We start from the raw sequence: 20143 nt of genomic DNA, 5'->3' as shown, positions 1-20143 counted from the left end.
GGCACCGTCTGTCCACGGTCGTAGCGCATCTGCCATGCGCCACGGGCGGCTACGGATCTGTGAGTGTGTTTTCCGGCGGTTCTGGGTGGACTGCCGTCAGGATCGGTGTCGGCGATACCGGGTGACCCGCTACGGATCTGGCCGCGAGACCGCGTGCCTTTCGTCTGACCTGTCCCCGGGGTCGCCGGCTCCGGCCTGGCCCACCGTGTTGTCCTGATCAGAAGCCTGTCCGCCTGTTGGCGTGACCCATCACAGATATGCCACTCGGTGACTCCATCCAGGCCGGTGCCGACATCGGCCCCTGATCCTAGAAGGAGACGTGAGGCCGTATGACCATGCTGGCAGAGGTGATAGATGCCGTCATCGGGATCGATACCCATCGCGACAGTCATGAGGTGGAGATCGCCGATGTGGCCGGCAGGCCGATCACCACGATGCGGATCAGTAACGACAGCGCCGGGTTCACGCGGTTGCTGGCAGCCATCACAGACCTGGGACCCGAAATCCGTGCGGTGGCCTCGGTGGAAGGAAGCCGAAGCTACGGGGCCGGGCTGGCACGGGCGCTGAGCGCGGCGGGCGTGCAGGTGATCGAGTGTGAGCAGCCCCGCCGTGCCCAGCGCCGCGGGAAGGGAAAATCCGATGCCATCGACGCGCACCTGGCCGTGCTGGCCGCACTGCGGCTGGACGCAGACCAACTCACGGCCCCACGCGCCGATGGAGACCGAGAAGCGCTGCGGATCCTGCTGGTCGCACGCCAGGAGATCACCGTAATGCGCACCGCACAGACCAACCGGCTACGCGCGTTACTGCTCGCCGGAGACAACACCGACCGCCAAGCCGCTCGCGGCTCCTTGACGCAAAGATCCCTCGCCGCTCTGGCGGAGCGTGAACTGCCGGCTCCTGCCGCTCGGGAACAACTGGTGCGACAGGCCGAAATCCGCCGTCTCGCCCCGGCGCTGACCCAAGCCGAACGCGAACTCAAGGAAAACCGTGCACAGCTGCTGGCCATCGTCGATGACATCGCCCCCGGCCTGACCAGCCGGTACGGCGTCGGGCCCGTCAGCGCAGCCCAGGCCATCGTGAGCTTTTCCACCCGGGCAGATGCCGCAACGAGGCCGCGTTCGCCGCACTCAGCGGCACCAACCCGATCCCGGCAAGCAGCGGCAAAACCACCCGGCACCGCCTCAACCGTGGCGGCGACCGCGCACTCAACCGCGCCATCCACGCCATCGCGCTCACCCGGATACGGCAACTGCCCCCGCACCCGCGCCTACATCGACCGCCGCACCGCCGAAGGCAAGACCCCACGCGAGATCCGCCGCTGCCTCAAGCGCTACATCGCCCGCGAGCTCTACCGAACACTCAACACTGCCATGACCGCTTGACAAACGTCAGAAGGTTGGGGATTCGAATCCCTCCGGCTGCGCATGTGGTGTCGGATCGGGGCAACGGCGTTCGTAGCAGGGGTGAGGCCGCTCACACGGGGCGCTCGAGGAGAGAGGATCGCGATCAAGAGATCGACGGCGGGTGCAGGTGAAGGGCAGCGCGCTCTGATCCTCCGGCTGCCGGAGAACGATCTCGTGGCGCATGACATGCAGGACCGGCACCCCATTCCTCCTACTGACGAGGACAGGAACGATGACCGATTCGACGACGACCGGCGGACCCAGGCCATTCCGATTCGGGGTCGTTGCCCCACTCACAACTGACCTGCCGACGTGGCGAGACCGGGTGCGCCGTATCGCTGACAGCGGCTACTCCACGCTGCTGATGCCCGACGTCCCGCAATGGCAGCCGGCGCCCGGCCCCACGCTGGCCGTCGCGGCGACCTTTGCCGACCTGCGGGTCGGCACTTGGGTGTATGCCTCCCCGCTGCGCCCGGCTTGGAGCACCGCGTGGGAGGCGCACTCGCTGTCGGTGCTCACCGACGGTCGCTTCGAGATGGGCATCGGCACCGGCAGGCCCGGCATTGAAAACGAACTTCGCGAACTGGGAATGCCCGTCCTACCACCGAGCGAGCGGCTGGCCCCGGTCCGCGAGACCGTGGCGGTCCTGCGCGATCTCGACGGCCCCGGCCTGCACACGCCGGTGGTGATGGCCGTACGCGGGCCGAAGGCCCAGGCACTGGCGGCCGACCTCGCGGACACAGTCACCTTCGCGCTCATGCCGGGAGACGATCGGGCCGAGATCACGCGGCTGGTACGCGACTTCCGCGCCATCCGAGACGTCGAACTCGCGCAGCACGTGGCGGTGATCGGCGACACCGTCGCGCCGTTCATGGCGTCCCCCGACACCGATCCCGCTGCGCTTCGCGCGGCGGACTCGCTGGCGGTACTTCCGGATGATCCCGCCGCGGCCGCCGAGGAGATCCAGCGGCGACGGGAGGAGATCGGCTTCTCCTACTTCGTCTTCGGCGCCGACTTCGCCGACGTGCTCGCTCCGGTCGTAGCTGAGCTGGCCGGACATTAGGCCGGCGGGCCAGGGGCGGAATCAAGAGTTCGCCAGCCGAGTCCTCATGACCGGTCGGCGGTTCCGGACCCGGCGACCACAACGGTCAAAGGCCCGTTCCGATGGTGGAACGGGCCTTTCCGCTAAGGGGCTTGCTATTCGATGTGGGTTCGGTGGTGCTCGGCGAGACCGTATAGCGGGCATGGCTGCCTCGGTTCATCTGGACACAGGACCCACTCGGTCCGGTACCCGACCGGCTTCGGAGACCGGATGACCCAGGAGGAACGGTCGGAGATGCTGCGGACGGCGGTCACGGCAGTCGACGACGATTCGGCGACAGCCGCGATCCTCGCCGCCGCCCGGGCGTGGCATCAGGCAGACGAGCCCCACGATCCCACGGGGGCGGCCGAGATCACCGACGCCCACCACGTGGCCGTGACCGCCGCCGTGGCCGCGGGTGACCTGCCGGGCGCGCGTACCGCCTTCCAGCGGGCGAGCCTGCACGATCCGGTCGCCGATCACCCCTTTCCGTCACTACCGAGGCTGGTACGGGTGCTCGCCCTGTCCGCGGTTCGACCAGGCCACCGAGGCCGCACAACTCCTGTCGGACGGCTGGGTCCGCGACGGCCGACCGGCGATGGCCTGGATGTCATCCGCGATCGCCGCGGCCACACTCGTCCACGGCCTCCGTGGTGACGGGCGGTACGAGTCGTGGCGCTCGCGGGCGTACACCGCCGCCAGCCACGGCGCCTCTACGCGTTGCGGCGAAATCGAGGCGATCATGGCGTTCGTCGAGGTGCGGATCGCGATCCAATCCGCCGGCGTCGACCGCGTCGGCGCGCTGGTCGATCGGGCCTTTGCGGCCTCCGTGAACGCTGGTATGAGGGATACGCCCGGGCGGCCGGTGCCGAACTGACGGCCGTCGTCGGCCTACCGGACGCGGCGCGAAGGCTCGACCAACTGGTACCGGTGGCGGCCGAACACCGCTGGGCGGCAGCCTGCCGCGCCCGCGCATGTGGACGTGGACGTCTGACGGGCGACTCCGGTGCGATCACTGAAGCACTCGCGGAACGGGACCACCTCGGAGCCCGGTTCGAGTGGGCTTGCACGTTGCTGCTACTGCCCGACCGGGAGGCCGAGGGCCGAGCCGAACTGAGCACCCTCGGCTGCTCGCTACCAGGCTCCAGAGCCTGAAGGCGAACCGGACACGGCGAAGTTTCTGCCGCGGGTTGTGATGCTGAAGTCTGTGCAGTGCGGCTACCTGGTCGACGGAACAACTGGCGGCAGTCGATGGGCGCGGTGGGCACCAGCGCCGACACCACCGCCGCCGAGGCGTTCAACGCCAGCCTCAGTCGGGAGTGATCCGTTCGCGGTGTCAGGTGCGGGGGGTTGCTTCCACGTTTGCGCGTACTCGCAGCGGTCGCGATGCGTGGCGAAGTCATACCTGCCACTCAGCGCGTCGCTGGCCACCTGTGGACGCCGGCAAGGTTTTGTCGGTGGCCGCAGTTAGGGTCGCCAACCGGCCGATCTACGTGGCCCTGGCGGTCACCGTCGAGGGCACCCGCGACGTCCTCGGCTATTGACCGGCGTCGGTGGCGAAGGCGCCAAGTACTGGCTTCAGGTACTGACCGAGTTGAAGCATCGCGGCGTCGCCGATGCGTGCATGGTCATCTGCGACGGGCTGTCCGGCCTGCCGACGCGGTCGCGCACGTCTGGCCCCACACGCTGGTGCAGACCTGCATCGTCCATCTGCTGCGCAACGACTTCCGGTACGCGGCCCGACAGGATCGGGACAAGATCGCACGTGCGCTCAAGCCCGTCTACACCGCGCCGACCGCAGCCGCTGCGATGGAACGGTGGCTGGAGTTCGCCGAACAATGGGGGACCAAGTATCCGGCGATCTTGCGGCTGTGGGAGAACGCCTGGGCCGAGTTAGTCCCGTTCTTGCAGTTCGATCCCGAGATCCGCAAGGTCGTGTGCTCCACCAACGCCATCGAGAGCGTGAACGCCCGGATCGGCCCGCGGCCACTTCCCCAACGAACAAGCCGCGCTCAAGTGCGTCTACCTGGCGGTCATGAGCCTGGACCCACCGGCAAAGGCCGCAAACGCTGGATCACCCGCTGGAAAGCCGCGTTGAACGCCTTCGAGATCACCTTCGAAGGCCGCCTGACCGCAGCCCAAAACTAGACCCTGCAAGACCGAGTTACACCGTTAGCTGGACAGACCCGCGCCCAGGTGTTTCCTATGTCTTGAGACATGCGTTCCGCTGCCTTGAGCGAGCACACGCAGCCCATCCGCTCGTCATCTACACCCAGTCACCCAGACGCACCTCCGCGTCACCGGCTCAACGGCCGCCCCCGAGGACTCGGGAGTTACTCGGCAGGCTCCTGAACGCCATAGTTGCAGCCGGGCCCGGCCTGTCGAGAGGCCCGCAGTACCTCGGCGCCATCAGCCTGGATGCTGATCGCCGGTTAGCCGCCGCTCAACTGCACTCGCACCGTTGCCACTAAGTGCTCTCAGCTCGCGAGCAGCGGTTGATGCAGTTTCAGTGGGTCGCCGCATCGTTGCGTCCCGACCCTCCCACGTCGGTCAGCCGCGGGGCCTCGTACCTAAGAGACATGTGAGACCTCAAGCACATGGCGAATTGCGGAGGTCGCGCGCACGAAACTACACTCATACGGTTACCTATGAGGCTGCAGTTTCCGCGCGGTGCGCAGGATGGGGGAGCGACAGGTGAGCACGGACAAGCGCAGGGCAGTGGTCCTGCTGAGTGGTGGCCTCGATTCGACCACCGTGCTGGCGATCGCCCGCGATGAGGGATTCGAGACGTACGCCCTCAGCTTCCGGTATGGACAGCGGCACACCGAGGAGCTCGACGCGGCGAAGAAGGTGGCTCGCGAGCTGGGGGCTACCGAGCACGTGATCGCTGACATCAATCTTGCCGTCTTTGGTGGCTCGGCACTCACTGATGAATCTCTCGATGTCCCTCACCATGCCAACGCGGACGAGCTGGACGAGGAGATCCCGATCACCTACGTGCCTGCGCGTAACACCGTCTTCCTGTCGTTCGCGCTCGCTTGGGCTGAGACCCTGGGCTCGTCGGATGTGTTCATCGGTGTCAACGCCATGGACTACAGCGGCTACCCCGACTGCCGACCGGTGTACATCGAGGCGTACGAACGCATGGCGAATCTCGCCACCAAGGCCGGTGTCGAAGGCACTCAGAAGCTCAAGATCCACACCCCGCTGATCGATCTGACCAAAGCTCAGACGATCGAGCGAGGTCTGTCCCTCGGCGTCGACTATGGCTGGACGCACAGCTGCTATGACCCCGTCGACGGCCGCGCTTGCGAGACGTGCGACTCGTGCTTGCTTCGCAGTCGGGGCTTCGCTGAACTCGGGCTTGCCGATCCCTCCTTCACGTCAGCAAAGGCTTGACGAGTCCTATGTACCGAGTTAAAGAGATCTTCTACACGCTTCAGGGCGAAGGGAGTCACGCGGGGCGTCCGTCGGTATTCTGCCGATTTAGCAGCTGCAATCTGTGGACCGGCCGTGAGAAGGACCGCCATCGGGCGATATGCCAGTTCTGTGACACCGACTTCGTCGGAACCGACGGCCTAGGCGGCGGTCGGTTTCAGACAGCCGCCGATCTCGCTGCGGCTGTCGCGAAGACCTGGCAGGGACGCGCACACCCGCGCAGCCGCCCTTACGTGGTCTGCACAGGCGGCGAACCGCTCCTGCAACTGGACCGCGAGGCTGTAGACGCCCTCCACACCAAAGGGTTCGAGGTCGCGATCGAGACCAACGGAACACGCCCCGCGCCCGAGGGTCTCGACTGGATCTGCGTTAGCCCCAAAGCCGGCACCGAGATCGTACTGACCTCGGGAAATGATCTGAAGCTGGTCTATCCCCAGGTCGGAGCCGAGCCCGAACGCTTTGAACACCTTGCTTTCGACCAGTTGCTCCTGCAGCCGATGGACGGTCCTGACCTCGTCGCTAACACACAAGCGGCGATTGACTACTGCCTCGCCAACCCGCAATGGCAGTTGAGCGTCCAGACCCACAAGACCCTGGGAATCCGTTGATGGAGATTTTCCGCGAGTTTACGTTCGAGGCTGCCCACCGGCTGCCGAACGTACCCGACGGCCACAAGTGCGCCCGGCTGCATGGCCACAGCTACCGCTTCGAGATACGCGTCAGCGGCGAAGTCGACCCCGCCATGGGCTGGTTGATGGACTTCGCCGAGATCAAGGCCGCCGTCAAGCCACTGGTCGAACAACTCGACCACTACTACCTTAATGAGGTGCCGGGGCTGGAGAACCCGACCTGTGAGGTGCTCGCCGAATGGATCTGGGACAGGTTGGTCGACAAGTTGCCGCTCTCGGCCGTCATGGTGCGTGAGACCTGCACTTCCGGCTGCGTCTACCGGGGGGGAAAGTGATCCTGCAGGACGTTCAGGCCACGCCGGACTCGCGTGGTGTCCCCCTCGACGAAGTCGGCGTGGAAGGACTCCGTTATCCGGTCCTGGTCGCCGACGGCCAGGAGGCCAAGCGGGAGACCGTAGGCACCGCCGCTATGTCGGTCAGTCTCGGCCCAGAGGTCAAAGGAGCGCACCTTAGCCGCTTCATTGAGGTGCTGCACGAGGCTCGTGAGCAACTCAGCCTCAGTAGCATCGCCACCCTCGCAGAGAACCTGCGGCACCGTATGTCCAGTCCCGCAGCGCGCGTCAGCCTCGACTTCCCCTACTTCCTTGAACGGCCTGCGCCGGTGACCGGGGCGCGCGGCTTCATTGACTATGCGTGCACGCTGGCCGCCGTCAGCGCGCCCGAGGAAAGCCGGGTCACGATAGCCGTCACGGTACCGGTGACCAGTGTCTGCCCATGCAGCAAGGCCATCAGTGACCGGGGCGCCCACAACCAGCGTGGCCACATCACGATCGTGGTTGAGCCGATCAACCCGCAAGGGGATCTCTGGTTTGACGATCTGATCGGCATCGCGGAGAAGGCGGCGTCTTCGCCCGTCTACGCCGTCCTCAAACGGCCGGATGAGCGCCACGTGACCATGGCGGCCTACGACCATCCTGTCTTCGTTGAGGACATGGTCCGCAACGTCGCCCAAGTTTTGAAGACGCTGAAAACCGTTGCTGCGTACCGGATTCGGGCACTCAACGACGAGAGCATCCACAACCATGCCGCCTACGCAGCGGTATCTTGGACCCGCCAAGCCGGCGAAGCATGAGCCATGGGCGACCACACCAGCACTCCAGGCGAACAGTCCGTCCACTTGGTCGTCACCTGCGCTAACCGCAAGCGAGGCTCGCTTTCCTCCACGCTCCGGGCACGCGAACTTCCCCCGGGCCAGGACACACAGGCGCGTTGCCACGACTGGATCCGCCGCCTCGCCGCCGGGGTAGCGACCACCCGTGCCGCCGACCTGTACGCCGGTGAGTATTGGCAGGTAGCGAAACAACTTGGACAGGTGGTTGGCCCCGCTGCTTCGATGTGGGTTTGCTCCGCCGGCTACGGGCTGATGCCGGAGGACGCGCACATCGCTGCCTATGCGGCCACTTTCGCTTTCGGCCAGAAGGACTCCGTCGCCTCCACGACCGACGATGCTCGCAGGTGGTGGGGAACCTTGGCCGAGTGGACCGGCCCTGCCCCCGGTGCTCCTCGGACGTTCACCGACCTCGCCGCCAGCAATCCGGACGCTGTCGTCATTGCCGTCATGTCGGACGCCTATCTAAGGCCATGCGCTTACGATCTTCAGCGGGCGGCCGAGAAACTAGCCGATCCGGATAACTTCGTAATCATCGGGCCGGGCCGCCGGTACCCGGGGCTGGAAGATTTCATCGTCCCAGTCTCTGCAGCGGTCCAGCCTGCTGTAGGCGGGAGCCTGCTCTCTTTGCATGCACGGGCCGCCCGCCGCGTGCTGGAGATGGCTAGAAAGCAGCACAAACCGTTCGCGCGGCCAGCGCTCGCTGTCCTCATGAAGGAGTTGAGAGAGTCGGCTCCTCCAGCAGTCTCCCGAGTCCCGGGTGCCCGGCTTAGCGACCACGAGGTGTCCGCCTTCATACGTGCAGCCATGGCGGAGGAAGTGGGACCCGTCTCTGCGACCAAACTGCTGCGCCGCCTACGCAGTTCTGGGCAGTCTTGCGAGCAGGCCCGCTTCAAGGGGCTGTTCCAGGAAATCATGCAGGAAGACGCGTCCAAGGACTGGTCCTGATGTCCACGCCCAGAAGCGAGCCTTCCATCGAGGTGCGCGCGCTTCGGATCATCCAGGTCAAGGACTATCCGCTCTACATCTTCATGTTGAAGGCCGAGCAAATCCTAGAGTTCGCCGACATCTCCCGCGTGAGTCGTGATGAGGCAGGCAAACTAATCGGCTATCAGCGCCCCCAGGTGCGCAAGCACATCCAGGAAATCGTCGAGTATCTGGACAGCCCGCTGCCGATCTTCCCTAACCCGATCATTATGGCGCTCTCGCCCGATGTCCGTTTCAAAGCCACCCGCGGCGGCAACCGGCTCCCAGATGACGGCGCCTCCGACACTGGCCGGTTGTTCCTTCCTTTGCCCAGGGAGGGCAAGCCGAAGCCCGCCTGGATCGTCGACGGACAGCAACGCGCGTTGGCCCTAGCGCGCGCTAAACGCAGGGACTTGCCAGTGCCTGTTACGGCGTTTGTTGCTGACACGGTTAGTTTGCAACGCGATCAGTTTGTACGCATCAACAATACGCGTCCACTCCCTCGCGGCCTGGTTACCGAGTTGCTGCCCGAAGTGGACAGCCCTCTACCCGCCCGCCTGGCCGTACGTAAGGCTCCATCGAGTCTGTGTGATGTGCTGAACACCGACAAAAAATCTCCTTTTCACGGGATGATCAAACGAGCCTCCGGTGCCGGGAGTCGCCAGTTCGGCGCGGTAGTTACCGACACCGGTGTCGTCGACATGATCCAAGAAAGCCTGACTTCCCCTTCCGGCTGTCTCTTTCCGTATCGCGACATCGGTCGTGGTGAGACGGATTACGACGGAATCATCCAAGCTTTGATCATCTACTGGACGGCAGTCCAGGACACCTTCCCCGAAGCATGGGGAAAACCACCGGAAAAAAGCCGGTTGATGCACGGTGCCGGAATCAAGGCAATGGGCCGCCTCATGGATCGCATTCTCGGTACTATTGACCCTCAACGCGATGATGCATACGAGCAGGTTCGCCAACACCTCGAACTTATCGCTCCGCACTGTCATTGGACCACTGGGACCTGGGAGGGCCTTGGGCATCGCTGGAACGAGATTGAGAATGTGGGAAAGCATGTTCAAGAGCTTTCCAACTACCTGATCCGTCTGTACCAGAGCGCACGCAGGGAACTCCTTTGAAGTTTTTCTTCCCAGATAGTCAAGACCAGGTCAGTCCGACGTTCGACTTTCGCAACGAGGAGTACTCTCCGCACCGCGTACGGCAGCGCGACGACAAGTACGCGCATGAGGTTCTAGCAAAACGCCCTTACCACGGGATTCTGGTCAGCAAAGCTATTGTGGACGGTTCAGTGCGAGGATCCGGGAAGTACACGATGCCGCAGCGAGAACGGCTTCACAGGTTGGGTGTGCAGAAGTACTTCAGGCTCCCGAATGGTGTCACCACGCTGGGCGATTGCGGCGCCTTCAACTATATTGACGAAACCGAGCCACCGTACAGTGTCCCCGACGTCGTTGATTTCTATGAACGCTGCGGATTTGATGAAGGCGTTAGCGTTGACCATGTGATCTTCCACTACGACCGGGACGCTACGGAATCCACCGTTGACCCAAAGTGGGCTGAACGCCGCAGGATCACGCTTAAGTACGCGCGTGATTTTCTCGATGAGGTGGACAAGCGGGAGCGTCCCATCGTCCCGGTGGGCGCTGCCCAGGGGTGGAGTCCCGCCAGTTACGCGGACAGCGTCCATCAACTCGAGGAGATGGGTTACCGACGCATTGCGCTCGGAGGAATGGTGCCCTTGCGGACCGGCGACATCTTGGATTGTCTCTACGAGATAGACAAAGTGCGGGGGAACGCAGAGCTTCATCTGTTGGGGATCACTCGGGTCGGCACCATCGAAGAGTTCGCCGCTCTCGGGGTCACCAGCTTCGATAGCACATCACCGTTTCGCCAGTCGTTCATGGACGACAAAAATAACTACCACACCGCCGATGGTGCTTACATGGCGATCCGGGTGCCCCAGGTAGACGGCAATCCGTCTCTGAAGCGAAAGGTGCTAGCCGGCGAAGTGTCGCAAGCCGAAGCGAAGCGCCTCGAGCGCGAGACACTTCGCCTACTGCGGGCCTACGACGAAGGTGATGCTAAAGCCTCCCTGGAGAAAGTACTGAACGTGCTCCGCGACTATGAGCAACTGGTTGAGGGCGACAAACTGGATCCTAAAAGGAAAGGTGCCAAGAAGTCCCGCATCTCCAAGTATGAGATGCTTCTCCAAGAGAAACCATGGAAGACATGCAACTGTGGCCTGTGCAGCAAGCTTGGCATTGAGATAGCCGTATTTCGGGGCACAGAACGGAACAAGAGTCGCGGCTTCCACAACCTTGCGGTCTTCGCTGCCAAGATCCAGCACATCGGCCGTGCGCCTAGTCAGGAGAACCAATGACCGACCAGCACACGCTTCGTCTTCCGGCGCTGGAGGTCCGGCAGGGTGATCGCCGCATCTACTGCTTCGCGGTTGACGGCAAGCGCCTGCATGAGTTCGCGGCTGTGTCCCGAATCCGACGTGATGACCAGGAGGAGCTGCACGGCTACCAGCGCCCGGAGGTAACCAACCACATCAAAGCGATCAAGCGCTATCTTGAGTCACCCTCGGCGATGTTGCCGAACGCGATCGTGCTGGCGTTCGACAGCAGGGTGAAGTTCGAGGCCGGGACAACCCCTGAGACAGGGGAAGGCTACTCGGTGACCGGAGAACTCGTCATTCCCGTTGACGAGGAGCTTCCCGAGGACCAGAAACCTGCTTGGCTGGTGGACGGTCAGCAGCGCAGCGCTGCCATCAGGGAAGCAGAGATCGACACGTTTCCCGTTGCGGCTGTAGGTTTCATAGCCGACAACGAGGCTGAGCAGCGAGCCCAGTTCATTCTGGTCAACAACACCAAGCCGCTGCCCAAGGGCCTGATCCACGAACTGCTCCCCAACACCAGAGGCCACCTGCCGCCGGCATACGCCCGCCGCCAGTTGCCGGCGGTGCTCATGACCCGGCTCAACGGGACCGCCGCCGGCCCGTTCTACAGGGCGATCGCAACCCCCACCTCGCCGGACGGCTACATCAAGGACAACAGCGTCCTGAAGATGATCGAGAACAGCATGTATGAGGGGGCGCTCTACCAGTACCGCGATGAGCATGGCGGCGGAGACGTCGAACGTATGTTGCTACACCTCGACACGTTCTGGGGCTTGGTCAAGAAGGTCTTCCCGGACGCTTGGAGCAAGCCGCCTCGCACGTCGCGGCTAACTCACGGCGTCGGCATCCAGGCCATGGGCTACGTGATGGACAAGCTCACCGAGGACGAGCCCGCCGAGGAACTCGATCGCCAACACATCCTCGAGAAGTTGAAGAACATCAAGGTCGTAGCGGCCTGGACCGAGGGAAGCTGGCACTTCGGCAGGGACGACGAGCGCAAGTGGAACGGCCTGCAGAACACCCCCAACGACGTGAAGTGGCTGACCAAGGGCCTGCTCGTCATGGTCGACCAGGACCCGCTGTTCTGATCCTTCACAGAGCCTTTTTCAGCGTGCTGCGGTCTCGCGGAGTTGCAGGGCGTGGATGGCTTTGGCGAGGCGGCCGGCGCGGTGGGGGCAGCAGCGCAGCTTCCGGAGGATTCTCCAAGAGTTGAACTGGGCGTTCGCGCGCTCGCCGAGTCCGTGGACCTTGGCGTGTGCGCGGCTGGCGTCCTTTTGCGGCTCGGGCTTGTCGCGTCCCTTGTAGGCGTGGGGATGTGCGCGCCGGCGTCCTGGCAGGCCTTGTCGGCCAGGACGAGCAGCCCGGTGGCGGCCAGTGCCCGGATGACGCTCCAGATCCGGGTCGCGGTCAGGTCGTGGATCGAGCCGCGCAGCGGTCCCGACACCCACAGCAGGGTTCCGTCAGGGGCTGCGATGACCTGGAGGTTCATGCCGTAGCGGCGGTGTTTTCCCGAGTAGTAGGGCCGGTCGGCTGCGACCCTGTCGATTGAGATCAGGGTGCCGTCCGGCACCAGGTACGGCAACTCGGCTTTGACCGCTTTGGTCAGCGTCGCGCCGAGTTTGGGCGCGCGGGCGACCAGTACGTCGACGGTCTCGTTGAGGTAGCGCCACGCGGTGGTGGTGGAGACAGCGAATCCAGTGCCCAGTTCGGCGTAGGTCTCGTTTTGCGCAGGTAGTCCAGAATCATCAGGGCCTGCAAGCCCCGGGGCAGGACCTTTGATGTCGACGTACCAGGCCGTGTAGCGGTGCTTTCCCTCGTTGCCCTTGCGCTTCGCGGACCCCAAGGCACCATCCTCCCTGGTCGTCCGTACGTGATTTGTCCGTGGACGGTGGCGGACGGACCATCCTTGTCCGTGGTGGTTGACATCGCTGCAAGCCGCCTATTTGGGATTAACGCGAATCGTCTTTACTTGCACGACCTTGAATTGGCTTTGATTTCTGTTTCACCGACGGTATCTTTCAAGGCTGCCTCGAGATCTTACCGTGGTCGCCGTGTAGAAAGTTCCTGCTGCCGAACTGCCAAGTCGTACAAAGCGTTGATAACTGCGTGAGCTACCGATGCCGAACCTGCACCCCGCGGATACACGACTTCTTTGGCATACTGTCCAATGCAGTTGGTCGCCGCGTGCGCGGCGCACTGCGTGATCATCACACTGAAGGCTGAGTTGCGTGCTGCGTCTTTTAGGCGCCGAGATGCGACCTTCTCTGCCGAGAGCACCACCTTAACCTGGGGGAACCGTTGGACCACGCGCTCTTGGACGCGCTGGAGTACACCTTTATCCAAGCCATAAACGAGGATCTGCACCGCTCCTACAAGGGGCTCATTATCGGCACTTTCCGATGAGGTCGGTTCTGGCCATCCCAGGCTCAGGCCAAGCTCATCACTGAGGGAGTGGGCCGTGGAGAGATATGCCTCATCGAGCCGTCGCGCATGGACGCGGAGGGGAGTCAATAGCATCTGGGCCGTCTGAATGCGGGCCTCTGGCGCCGGTGAAGCAAAGGCCGCCAGTCGGTCCACAAAGTCGAGGGCTTGTCCGGCGGTCTCCGGTGCCACCCACTGGTCGAAGCCGACGCTCATATGTTCCAGGAATTCGGTGTACTCCTGAGCGTTCGGAGCGGTACGGAGGAACAGTTCCAGAAGGAGGTCCAAGACAGCAAGGTTCGCAGGGTCGCAACGCTGGTTCACGATGCTTCGCATGACCGTGGTCAGTGTCTGCGGATAGAAGGCCTCTGAGCGGGTGAGTTCCTGCAGGAACGGCCCGAGCGCGTATTGCCACACGGCTTCGTACTCGGGGTCGGTGAGGTCAGCGAAGACGCCTGCCATCTCTGCGTCGGATACTGCCTCCACCTGGATAGGGACATCGCTTCGGCGGACATCCATTCTGCGACAAAGATCGAAGGCAGCCCTGTCGCCCTGGGCGACAGCCTTGACTATTTCTGTCCATGTGTTGAGCGCCGCTTTGCCGGTCGTCTCTTCGGGCTCGGGCTCCGTGGTGGCTACCGACTCGCGTTCAGCCAACTCTGCTGTCACGGCGTCCGCATGCACCGACTGGCGGCGATACGAGGCCAGCGCCTCAGGGACGGTGTCCCCGCGACCTTCGGCGTCGAGCAGTGCGATGCTGCGGGAGAGTTCCGCCCCATCACCTCGTCCGTGCATACCGACGAGCAGTACCGTGACCGCCTGCTCGCTGAGGGCCAGCAGGTCTCCGTCTGCCAGCAACGAGAAATAGCTGTCAGGCGCCTTCAGCGCGTCTACGGCGCGAGCCGGGTCACCTTCAGCAAGCGCAGGTTCGATGTACGCCGTGAAGAGAGCCGACAGCACCATATCCTTCACCGGAACCGGCGGGTCCTGAAGCAGCACTTCTCGCAGCCCGCGCAGTACTAGGACCTCGTTCGCCCTTCCCTGCGCGGCCAGAAGCCTGATCTCCAGGTGTTTAACATTGGTCGGTGAGAGGCCGCCCTGGCGGTCGATCTGCTGGAGAAGAGTCTTGGCAGTCTCTGGTGCACCGCCGAGGAGGGCTGCCTCGAAATCCGCCAGAAGACGCCCCAAAGGTTTGGGTGCGGACCATGACCGTGTGGGACTCCGCTCCACCACCTTCACCATGCGTTCCAGCGCAGTCCTCAGGCGCTTCCTCTCATCGGTGTCGGTCGTCGCCTGGACAACGAAGGTGCTTCCTGCCCCATAGCGCTCAAGAATCGCAGACTCATGCGGCCTGTCGAGCATGGCAGGTGTGTCGTAGCCGTACTTCGCAAACGAGGGACCGACAAACGCAACGAGAAGGTCGCGAACAGAATGGAACTGCTTGCGCTGGCGAGGAATCACGTAGTAGGCCATGCGCTGAGTGTTCTCATTCAGCCAAGGCAGCACCATGGGCGACTTACGATAATGGATGGCCGCGTTCCGAAGCAGCGTGATGCCGCGCGGGTACTTACCAGCGTCGTTGCGGTCCGGATGAAGAAAGTGGTCCACGAACTCCTGTGTACCGCCGGCCTGTTCCGCTACTTCTTCTTCAGACGCCACGTGCCGTCCATTCATGCTGATAGTCCACTATTGCCTGTGCCGCAGCGGATTCATCCAACGAATAGGTGATCTTCTCCTTGTTTCGGGCAAGGCCGTTGCGCGTGAAGTTCATGGAGCCCTCGAGCATCCAGCCCGGACCCACCAGGCTTTTCTCGTGAATTACCTGATCCAGGAACACCTCGAGATCCGTGGTCTCGTCACGGCCCAAGGTGAGGCGTTCCAGGAAAAGTGCGTTCGCAGGAGCGTCCTGTGTCACCACGCGCACGGCGGTGCCGCTGTTCGCCAGCATCAGCAGCAGGTCGGACAGCCGGCACTGCAGGGGGGGATCTTCGCCCAAAAGGTAGTCGAAGGAGCCATCAGCGTTGTCGACCAGGTCCACATCACTGACCCATGCAGACACCAGCCAAACTTCACCGCCGGGCGCCGACAATTGAGCCAGCAGTGCCGTCCGAATTAGTGAGTCCGCACGCAGGGCGCTGCGCGCATTGGTGCGGAGCGTACGAGGAGGGACAATCACTGCTCGGACTCCTTGATGACGGCCTTCACGACGACCTTGCGGCTGTCCCTGTACACCTGGGTTACCTCGCCGAACAGTTTGAGATTTCCACGGTCCACTCGCAGGGCGGGGATGTTCAGCAGCACACGGCGCAGCAGATCGGGCCTGTCCAGAGGAACGACCACTTCGGCTGCAGGGTGCGACGAAAGTGCCTGGACATACCTGGTGTGCCAATCTGGCGTCGTGGCATCCAGGCGCGGCCATGCCTGCGTGTGCACGGCGGCTGCCAGAAGCCGATCCAAGATCCGCGGGTTGTCTACCGCGCGGTATGGCTGGTAGGAGTCCAGATGGTAGTTCCGTGCCTGGTCTCCCCGGGGCCACAGGATGCTGAAGGCCTGGTCCGGGCTGGTCTTGCGAGGCAATTGGATCTTGGACGCGCCCACGGCGTAGGCGATTACCCGGGAGTCGAGCTCGATCCCGGTTGCTTCTTCCAACTGATCCCAAGCCTGCACCAGGGCAAGGGCCGTCGTGTCGGTCAGGCTGTCGGAGCCGCGGCGAAGCAAGCGCATCGCGAGGGACGCGACATCACCGTGCCGCGGCGCACCATCCAGTTCGCTCCAGGCGGACCGTATGCGCTGCAGTGCGTCTTGGCTGTCCTGAGCCGACGTCGCAGCCCGCATCTCGCTCATCGCCTGGGCCAACTCGCCGTTTGGTTCGGCCTCCACTACATGACGAAGCAGATTCGTGAGCCGTATGTCGGTCTGTTCGAAGCTGTTGGGACGCAGGGCCGCGCTCACCAGGCTCCAGAAGCGGGCAGGATCGCGCCCGTAGGTCTCCGCCAACTTCTCGATCACGCCGAGCCCGCCCTCGGACGTCTCGCTGATCCAGATGTGATCTGGCGTCGAGCCGGCACCCGGTACCACGTCGAGCATCAGGTCCTGCTCGCGTGCGTCGGGACAGGCTCGGGTCACTGCCTCCAGGATCGCGGCGGCCAAGGTGTCCCGGTAGGCGCGACGGGCGAGGCCGGCCGTGCGGACCTGGAGGTTCTCGCCGAACAGCAGTGAGCCGGCGTCGTCCAGTACGGCTACGACATCGGGGGTTTGGCTGAGTTCCTGCAGATCGCTGATGACGCGGTCGGTAGGACTGCCGGCGTCCGTAGGCGAGGCAGAGGGATCCTGCCTATACAGCAGCGGGATGACCTTCGTGATGCTGTCCCGCCAGGCACCCTGCGACAGTCCCGCGTGAATCGTCTCGGGCTTGGTGCCCTCCAGTCCCTCGAGCGCGAACGCGGAGAGATAGACCAAGGACAACCATCCGCGCTGGAACGAGTTAGTTGCCTCAGCGATCCGCTGGTCCTCCAGGACGGTGTTCATAAAGGCCTTCGAACGCCACTGGGGAGAGTTCAAATGCTCCACCACGCCCGGCGCACAGGGATCCAGGGCCTTGACCTGAATCCGGACAGCGTCGACGGATGAGGTGAAGCCCATGGCTGCCCTCGCTCCTTCGAGAGCGTAGCTGACTTGCACCTTGTGCCGCTTCCCCGGCCTGCCCGTGATCACTTCAGCCACAGCGCCATAGGTCATCCGTCGCACCTCGGTTGGGTTGCCTGAGGCGTGAGCGGCGAACCCGACGGACAGCACCCGATCACGCCACTCAGGCACCTTGGGTACGTCCGCTGCAACCGGAGGACCCGCAGGGTTGTCCACGAATTGGGTTGCCCACAAGGGGATACCTTGTGAGGAAGTCGCGATCTCCTGGTCTGGCTGCGCAAGGTTGATGCGTCGCGGGCGAGTGACCTCGACCGTCTTCACATCCGCGCGGCCGGTGTACCAACGGCCCTGCCGCTCCGCCGAGTCGAGAATCTTACCCAAATCGATCACTGCATCATCGACCCCGGTGGGAACCTCCAGCCACGTACGGTGGCGATCATCGCGATACCCGAAGCGGCGGCTGACACGCCCGGGCACAGCTTCACGCAGTGCGCGGCCGACGGGAAGCCTGTCCTCATCGTCGGACGTGGCGAAGGGAAGAACAAAGCTCACCTCCGGAAGATTCAGCGGAGCAAAGAGCGAGGTCGTGACGAACTCGGGCAGAAAAGCCCGTCGGTCGTCCGTGCCAGGATCCTGATGGATTGGCGACGCGCCGACACTAAGACGTCGCAAAAGGGTCGGAGCGACTGCCAACAGCAAAGACCGGGGCTGCTCCCACAGCAGGGCCTGCACTTCGTCGGGGCTCAGGCGCAGCGCCCCTCGTAGATGTTCGGCCAGAGAACGCAGGAGGGTGTCGTCCCCGTCGAGGAGTTTCTCCAGGTCCTCAATGATCGCGCGCCGGGCGGCGGGCAACTGCTCATCGTCATAGTCGGGGCAGGTGTTTCCTGTCGCCAGCGTTCGGGCGCTGGCCCAAAGGCGCCGGTAACGCAGTCGGCTGCCGAGCCAATCAATGAAAGCTTGAGCGCCTTGGATCTTAATGATGTGGCGGTTGTTCACAGGCAGGGTGCGAGGAGTTACCTCGGGAGCGAAGAGGGACACGTAGCCCTGGTAGGCCAGCCGGTCTCGCCCGAAGTCGGACAGTGCAACGATCGTGAGCGGGCGCGTGCCCCTCTCACGTCCGGCCCGGCCCCGGCGCTGCAGGAAGGAAGCTGGATCGCGAGGTGCCTTGTGCTGGACTACCAGGCCGACGTCGGGATCGTTGAAACCGACTTCGAGAGAGGCCGTCGCGACGATAAGGTCGGCGTCCGTGTCGACGCCTGCATCCTGGGATGAGGTCCGGCCGATCCTCAAAGGACGCTGGCTGAGATCGGAACTGAGGTTGTGCCCGATCAACTCCGGGAGGTTCCAGGACTGGCCCGCGAGGTAACGCTCCTCTTCCGCCGGCAAGTCCATGGAACGTAGGGCCGCCAAAATCGCGGCACCCCGCTTTCTACGGTTTTTCCCGTACTGCCCACCCTCCGCATCTCGCAGGTCGTCATACAGGCGGTTGGTGACGTCTAGATCGTCGGTGAAGAGGAATCCCTTGGTGCCGTGCAGCGTCGTTCCTGCCGGCCTATTCCTGTCGAGCAGGCGTCCATGGAGCATCGCCGTCTGGATTGTGGTAGACAAAAGGCTCGTGCCCGACAAAGGATCACCGCGCAGCGCGAGGTGGTACTCGCGGCCCTCCGATTCCATGTCCCTGCTGTGCGGCTCGATGAGGGTAACGTCTTCCGCGGGTAGTCCGACGAGTTCCGCCATGAAGCGGTCGGCCTGACGCAGGGTGGCGCTGAGCCCGACGAAGGCGACGGGGTCACGGCGTGCGTGGCGCCAGCGGCGCAGCAGCAGGGCTGTTTGGGCACCTGTGGAATCGGAGTACGTGTGCACCTCGTCGAGCAGGACGACGCGGGGACCGTACCCCGTCCAGCCGAGAGTCCTGCTCAACTTCGACCCAGTGCTGTTGCGGTTAAGCATCTCCGTTGTGGTGAAAAGCAGCTTGGGCGGAACCCTCTTAATTGACTCTCGGGTGAGAGCCATCACATCGTCAGGTATCTCCTCCTGACACACAGAGCACCGCAGCATCTCAACGTTGCGAACCCTGTCGTTCTCGGGCCAGAGCATGGCGCCGCCGTCCCCGGTCGGACAGGTTAGATAGGGACAGACACGGGCCTCTCCCTGTACGGCCCACTCATAGGTTCCGTGCGTTACATCGTCGCCTCGATGCGGCGTACGCCCGTAGAGCACGCCGATCCGGGGACTGGGAAGGCCTCGCCGCCGTAGTTCAAGGGCGTTTTTGATCGCTTCACGCAACTGGTCGCGCAGCAGTTCGATGCGCGGATACAGCGCGAGAGTATGCACCCCCACGCCCTTGTGGTTGGCCATCGCGGCGAAGGCCGGAAGGTAGAACGCGAGGGTCTTGCCGCTACCCGTGCCGGCACCGACCACGACGCCACGCGAACCCCCGTTAGCCAAGGAGTTGATGACTGCCTTGGCTGCGTCGACCTGGAAGCGTGAGAGTGCGTACGAACCGATCAGCACCCCGGCGACCACGGAATGCCTCTCGGTCCACCCCGGTATCGCTTCCATCTCGGCGATCGCCTGTGCGGCGGGGATGTTGCGCGTCGGATAGCGGCGCTCGGATACGTGCAGGCGGTAGTCGGCGACCAGAGGCTTGCCTCTCTCCCACCAGTCAGCCTGCAGTGCTGTTCCAGGCCAAGGGCCGAAGATCTGCCGCAGGGAGGCAGTCAGACGAATCCCCTCGGCGAACCTTGTCCGGTATCGTCCGGCTCCGCCGAAGGGAACATAGAAGAGAAGTTGCTGGTTTAGTAGCACCGCCTTCAACTGGTCGGCATCAGAGAACAGGGACGCCGCGTCCTCGTCCTTGTCGAGTACCGACCACAGAGCGTCAGCAACCTCTTCTTCGGAGAGCGCGCCGTCGGTGACGCCCCACTCAAGAAGGGGCAACTCCCGCTCCTCCAGGGCAGTGAGTGCCTTCCCCAA

14 protein-coding genes and 3 pseudogenes are annotated in these 20143 nt (G+C 63.7%); 13 read left to right on the top strand and 4 right to left on the bottom strand.

What is annotated here, in order from left to right:
* Positions 1–329: 329 nt before the first annotated feature.
* The 13 genes and pseudogenes from ABEA10_RS50995 to dbpB (ABEA10_RS04475) all read left to right on the top strand — a co-directional run.
* A pseudogene (locus tag ABEA10_RS50995) lies at positions 330–797 on the top strand (IS110 family transposase); the annotation flags it as partial.
* Positions 798–1147: 350 nt separating this feature from the next.
* Positions 1148–1537 (top strand): transposase, encoded by a 390-nt coding sequence (locus ABEA10_RS50990; RefSeq protein WP_425550866.1) that lies wholly within the window; start codon positions 1148–1150, stop codon positions 1535–1537.
* Positions 1538–1587: 50 nt separating this feature from the next.
* Positions 1588–2469: an LLM class flavin-dependent oxidoreductase gene (locus ABEA10_RS04525; RefSeq protein WP_345457843.1), complete on the top strand. Its 882-nt coding sequence runs from the start codon at positions 1588–1590 to the stop codon at positions 2467–2469.
* Between the two features lie 625 nt (positions 2470–3094).
* Positions 3095–3364: a hypothetical protein gene (locus tag ABEA10_RS04520; RefSeq protein WP_345457840.1), complete on the top strand. Its 270-nt coding sequence runs from the start codon at positions 3095–3097 to the stop codon at positions 3362–3364.
* Positions 3365–3953: 589 nt separating this feature from the next.
* Positions 3954–4635: pseudogene (locus tag ABEA10_RS04515) on the top strand (IS256 family transposase); the annotation flags it as partial.
* A 546-nt stretch (positions 4636–5181) separates the two neighbouring features.
* Complete coding sequence (queC, locus tag ABEA10_RS04510; protein ID WP_345457837.1) at positions 5182–5886, top strand: 7-cyano-7-deazaguanine synthase QueC; 705 nt, start codon at positions 5182–5184, stop codon at positions 5884–5886.
* An 8-nt stretch (positions 5887–5894) separates the two neighbouring features.
* Positions 5895–6533 (top strand): 7-carboxy-7-deazaguanine synthase, encoded by a 639-nt coding sequence (queE, locus tag ABEA10_RS04505; protein ID WP_345457835.1) that lies wholly within the window; start codon positions 5895–5897, stop codon positions 6531–6533.
* Positions 6533–6889: a 6-carboxytetrahydropterin synthase QueD gene (gene queD, locus ABEA10_RS04500; RefSeq protein WP_345457832.1), complete on the top strand. Its 357-nt coding sequence runs from the start codon at positions 6533–6535 to the stop codon at positions 6887–6889. Before queE ends, queD begins: the two co-directional genes overlap by 1 nt.
* Positions 6886–7686, top strand: coding sequence for a GTP cyclohydrolase FolE2 (gene folE2, locus ABEA10_RS04495; RefSeq protein WP_345457829.1), 801 nt, complete (start codon positions 6886–6888; stop codon positions 7684–7686). The genes queD and folE2 overlap by 4 nt, the downstream gene beginning before the upstream one ends.
* 3 nt (positions 7687–7689) lie before the next feature.
* Complete coding sequence (locus tag ABEA10_RS04490; RefSeq protein ID WP_345457826.1) at positions 7690–8670, top strand: hypothetical protein; 981 nt, start codon at positions 7690–7692, stop codon at positions 8668–8670.
* Positions 8670–9818, top strand: a complete 1149-nt coding sequence (dbpB, locus tag ABEA10_RS04485) for a DGQHR domain-containing protein DpdB (protein ID WP_345457824.1) — start codon at positions 8670–8672, stop codon at positions 9816–9818. The genes ABEA10_RS04490 and dbpB (ABEA10_RS04485) overlap by 1 nt, the downstream gene beginning before the upstream one ends.
* Positions 9815–11080 (top strand): tRNA-guanine transglycosylase DpdA, encoded by a 1266-nt coding sequence (gene dpdA, locus ABEA10_RS04480; protein ID WP_345457821.1) that lies wholly within the window; start codon positions 9815–9817, stop codon positions 11078–11080. Before dbpB (ABEA10_RS04485) ends, dpdA begins: the two co-directional genes overlap by 4 nt.
* Positions 11077–12189 (top strand): DGQHR domain-containing protein DpdB, encoded by a 1113-nt coding sequence (gene dbpB, locus ABEA10_RS04475; protein WP_345457818.1) that lies wholly within the window; start codon positions 11077–11079, stop codon positions 12187–12189. The genes dpdA and dbpB (ABEA10_RS04475) overlap by 4 nt, the downstream gene beginning before the upstream one ends.
* Positions 12190–12207: 18 nt before the next feature.
* Here dbpB (ABEA10_RS04475) and ABEA10_RS04470 read toward each other — a convergent pair.
* The 4 genes and pseudogenes from ABEA10_RS04470 to dpdJ all read right to left on the bottom strand — a co-directional run.
* Positions 12208–12886 (bottom strand): annotated as a pseudogene (locus ABEA10_RS04470) (transposase family protein); the annotation flags it as partial.
* A 252-nt stretch (positions 12887–13138) separates the two neighbouring features.
* Positions 13139–15181: a protein DpdD gene (dpdD, locus tag ABEA10_RS04465; RefSeq protein WP_345457815.1), complete on the bottom strand. Its 2043-nt coding sequence runs from the start codon at positions 15179–15181 to the stop codon at positions 13139–13141.
* Positions 15171–15698 (bottom strand): phospholipase D-like domain-containing protein DpdK, encoded by a 528-nt coding sequence (dpdK, locus tag ABEA10_RS04460; RefSeq protein ID WP_345457812.1) that lies wholly within the window; start codon positions 15696–15698, stop codon positions 15171–15173. Before dpdK ends, dpdD begins: the two co-directional genes overlap by 11 nt.
* Entirely contained in the window at positions 15695–20107 is a 4413-nt protein-coding gene (gene dpdJ, locus ABEA10_RS04455; protein ID WP_345457809.1) for a protein DpdJ, read from the bottom strand. Before dpdJ ends, dpdK begins: the two co-directional genes overlap by 4 nt.
* Positions 20108–20143: the final 36 nt, after the last annotated feature.

The organism is Actinoallomurus oryzae (assembly GCF_039541955.1).
In the GTDB taxonomy this organism is placed as follows: domain Bacteria; phylum Actinomycetota; class Actinomycetes; order Streptosporangiales; family Streptosporangiaceae; genus Actinoallomurus; species Actinoallomurus oryzae.
This window is presented reverse-complemented; position numbering and strand designations above follow the sequence as displayed.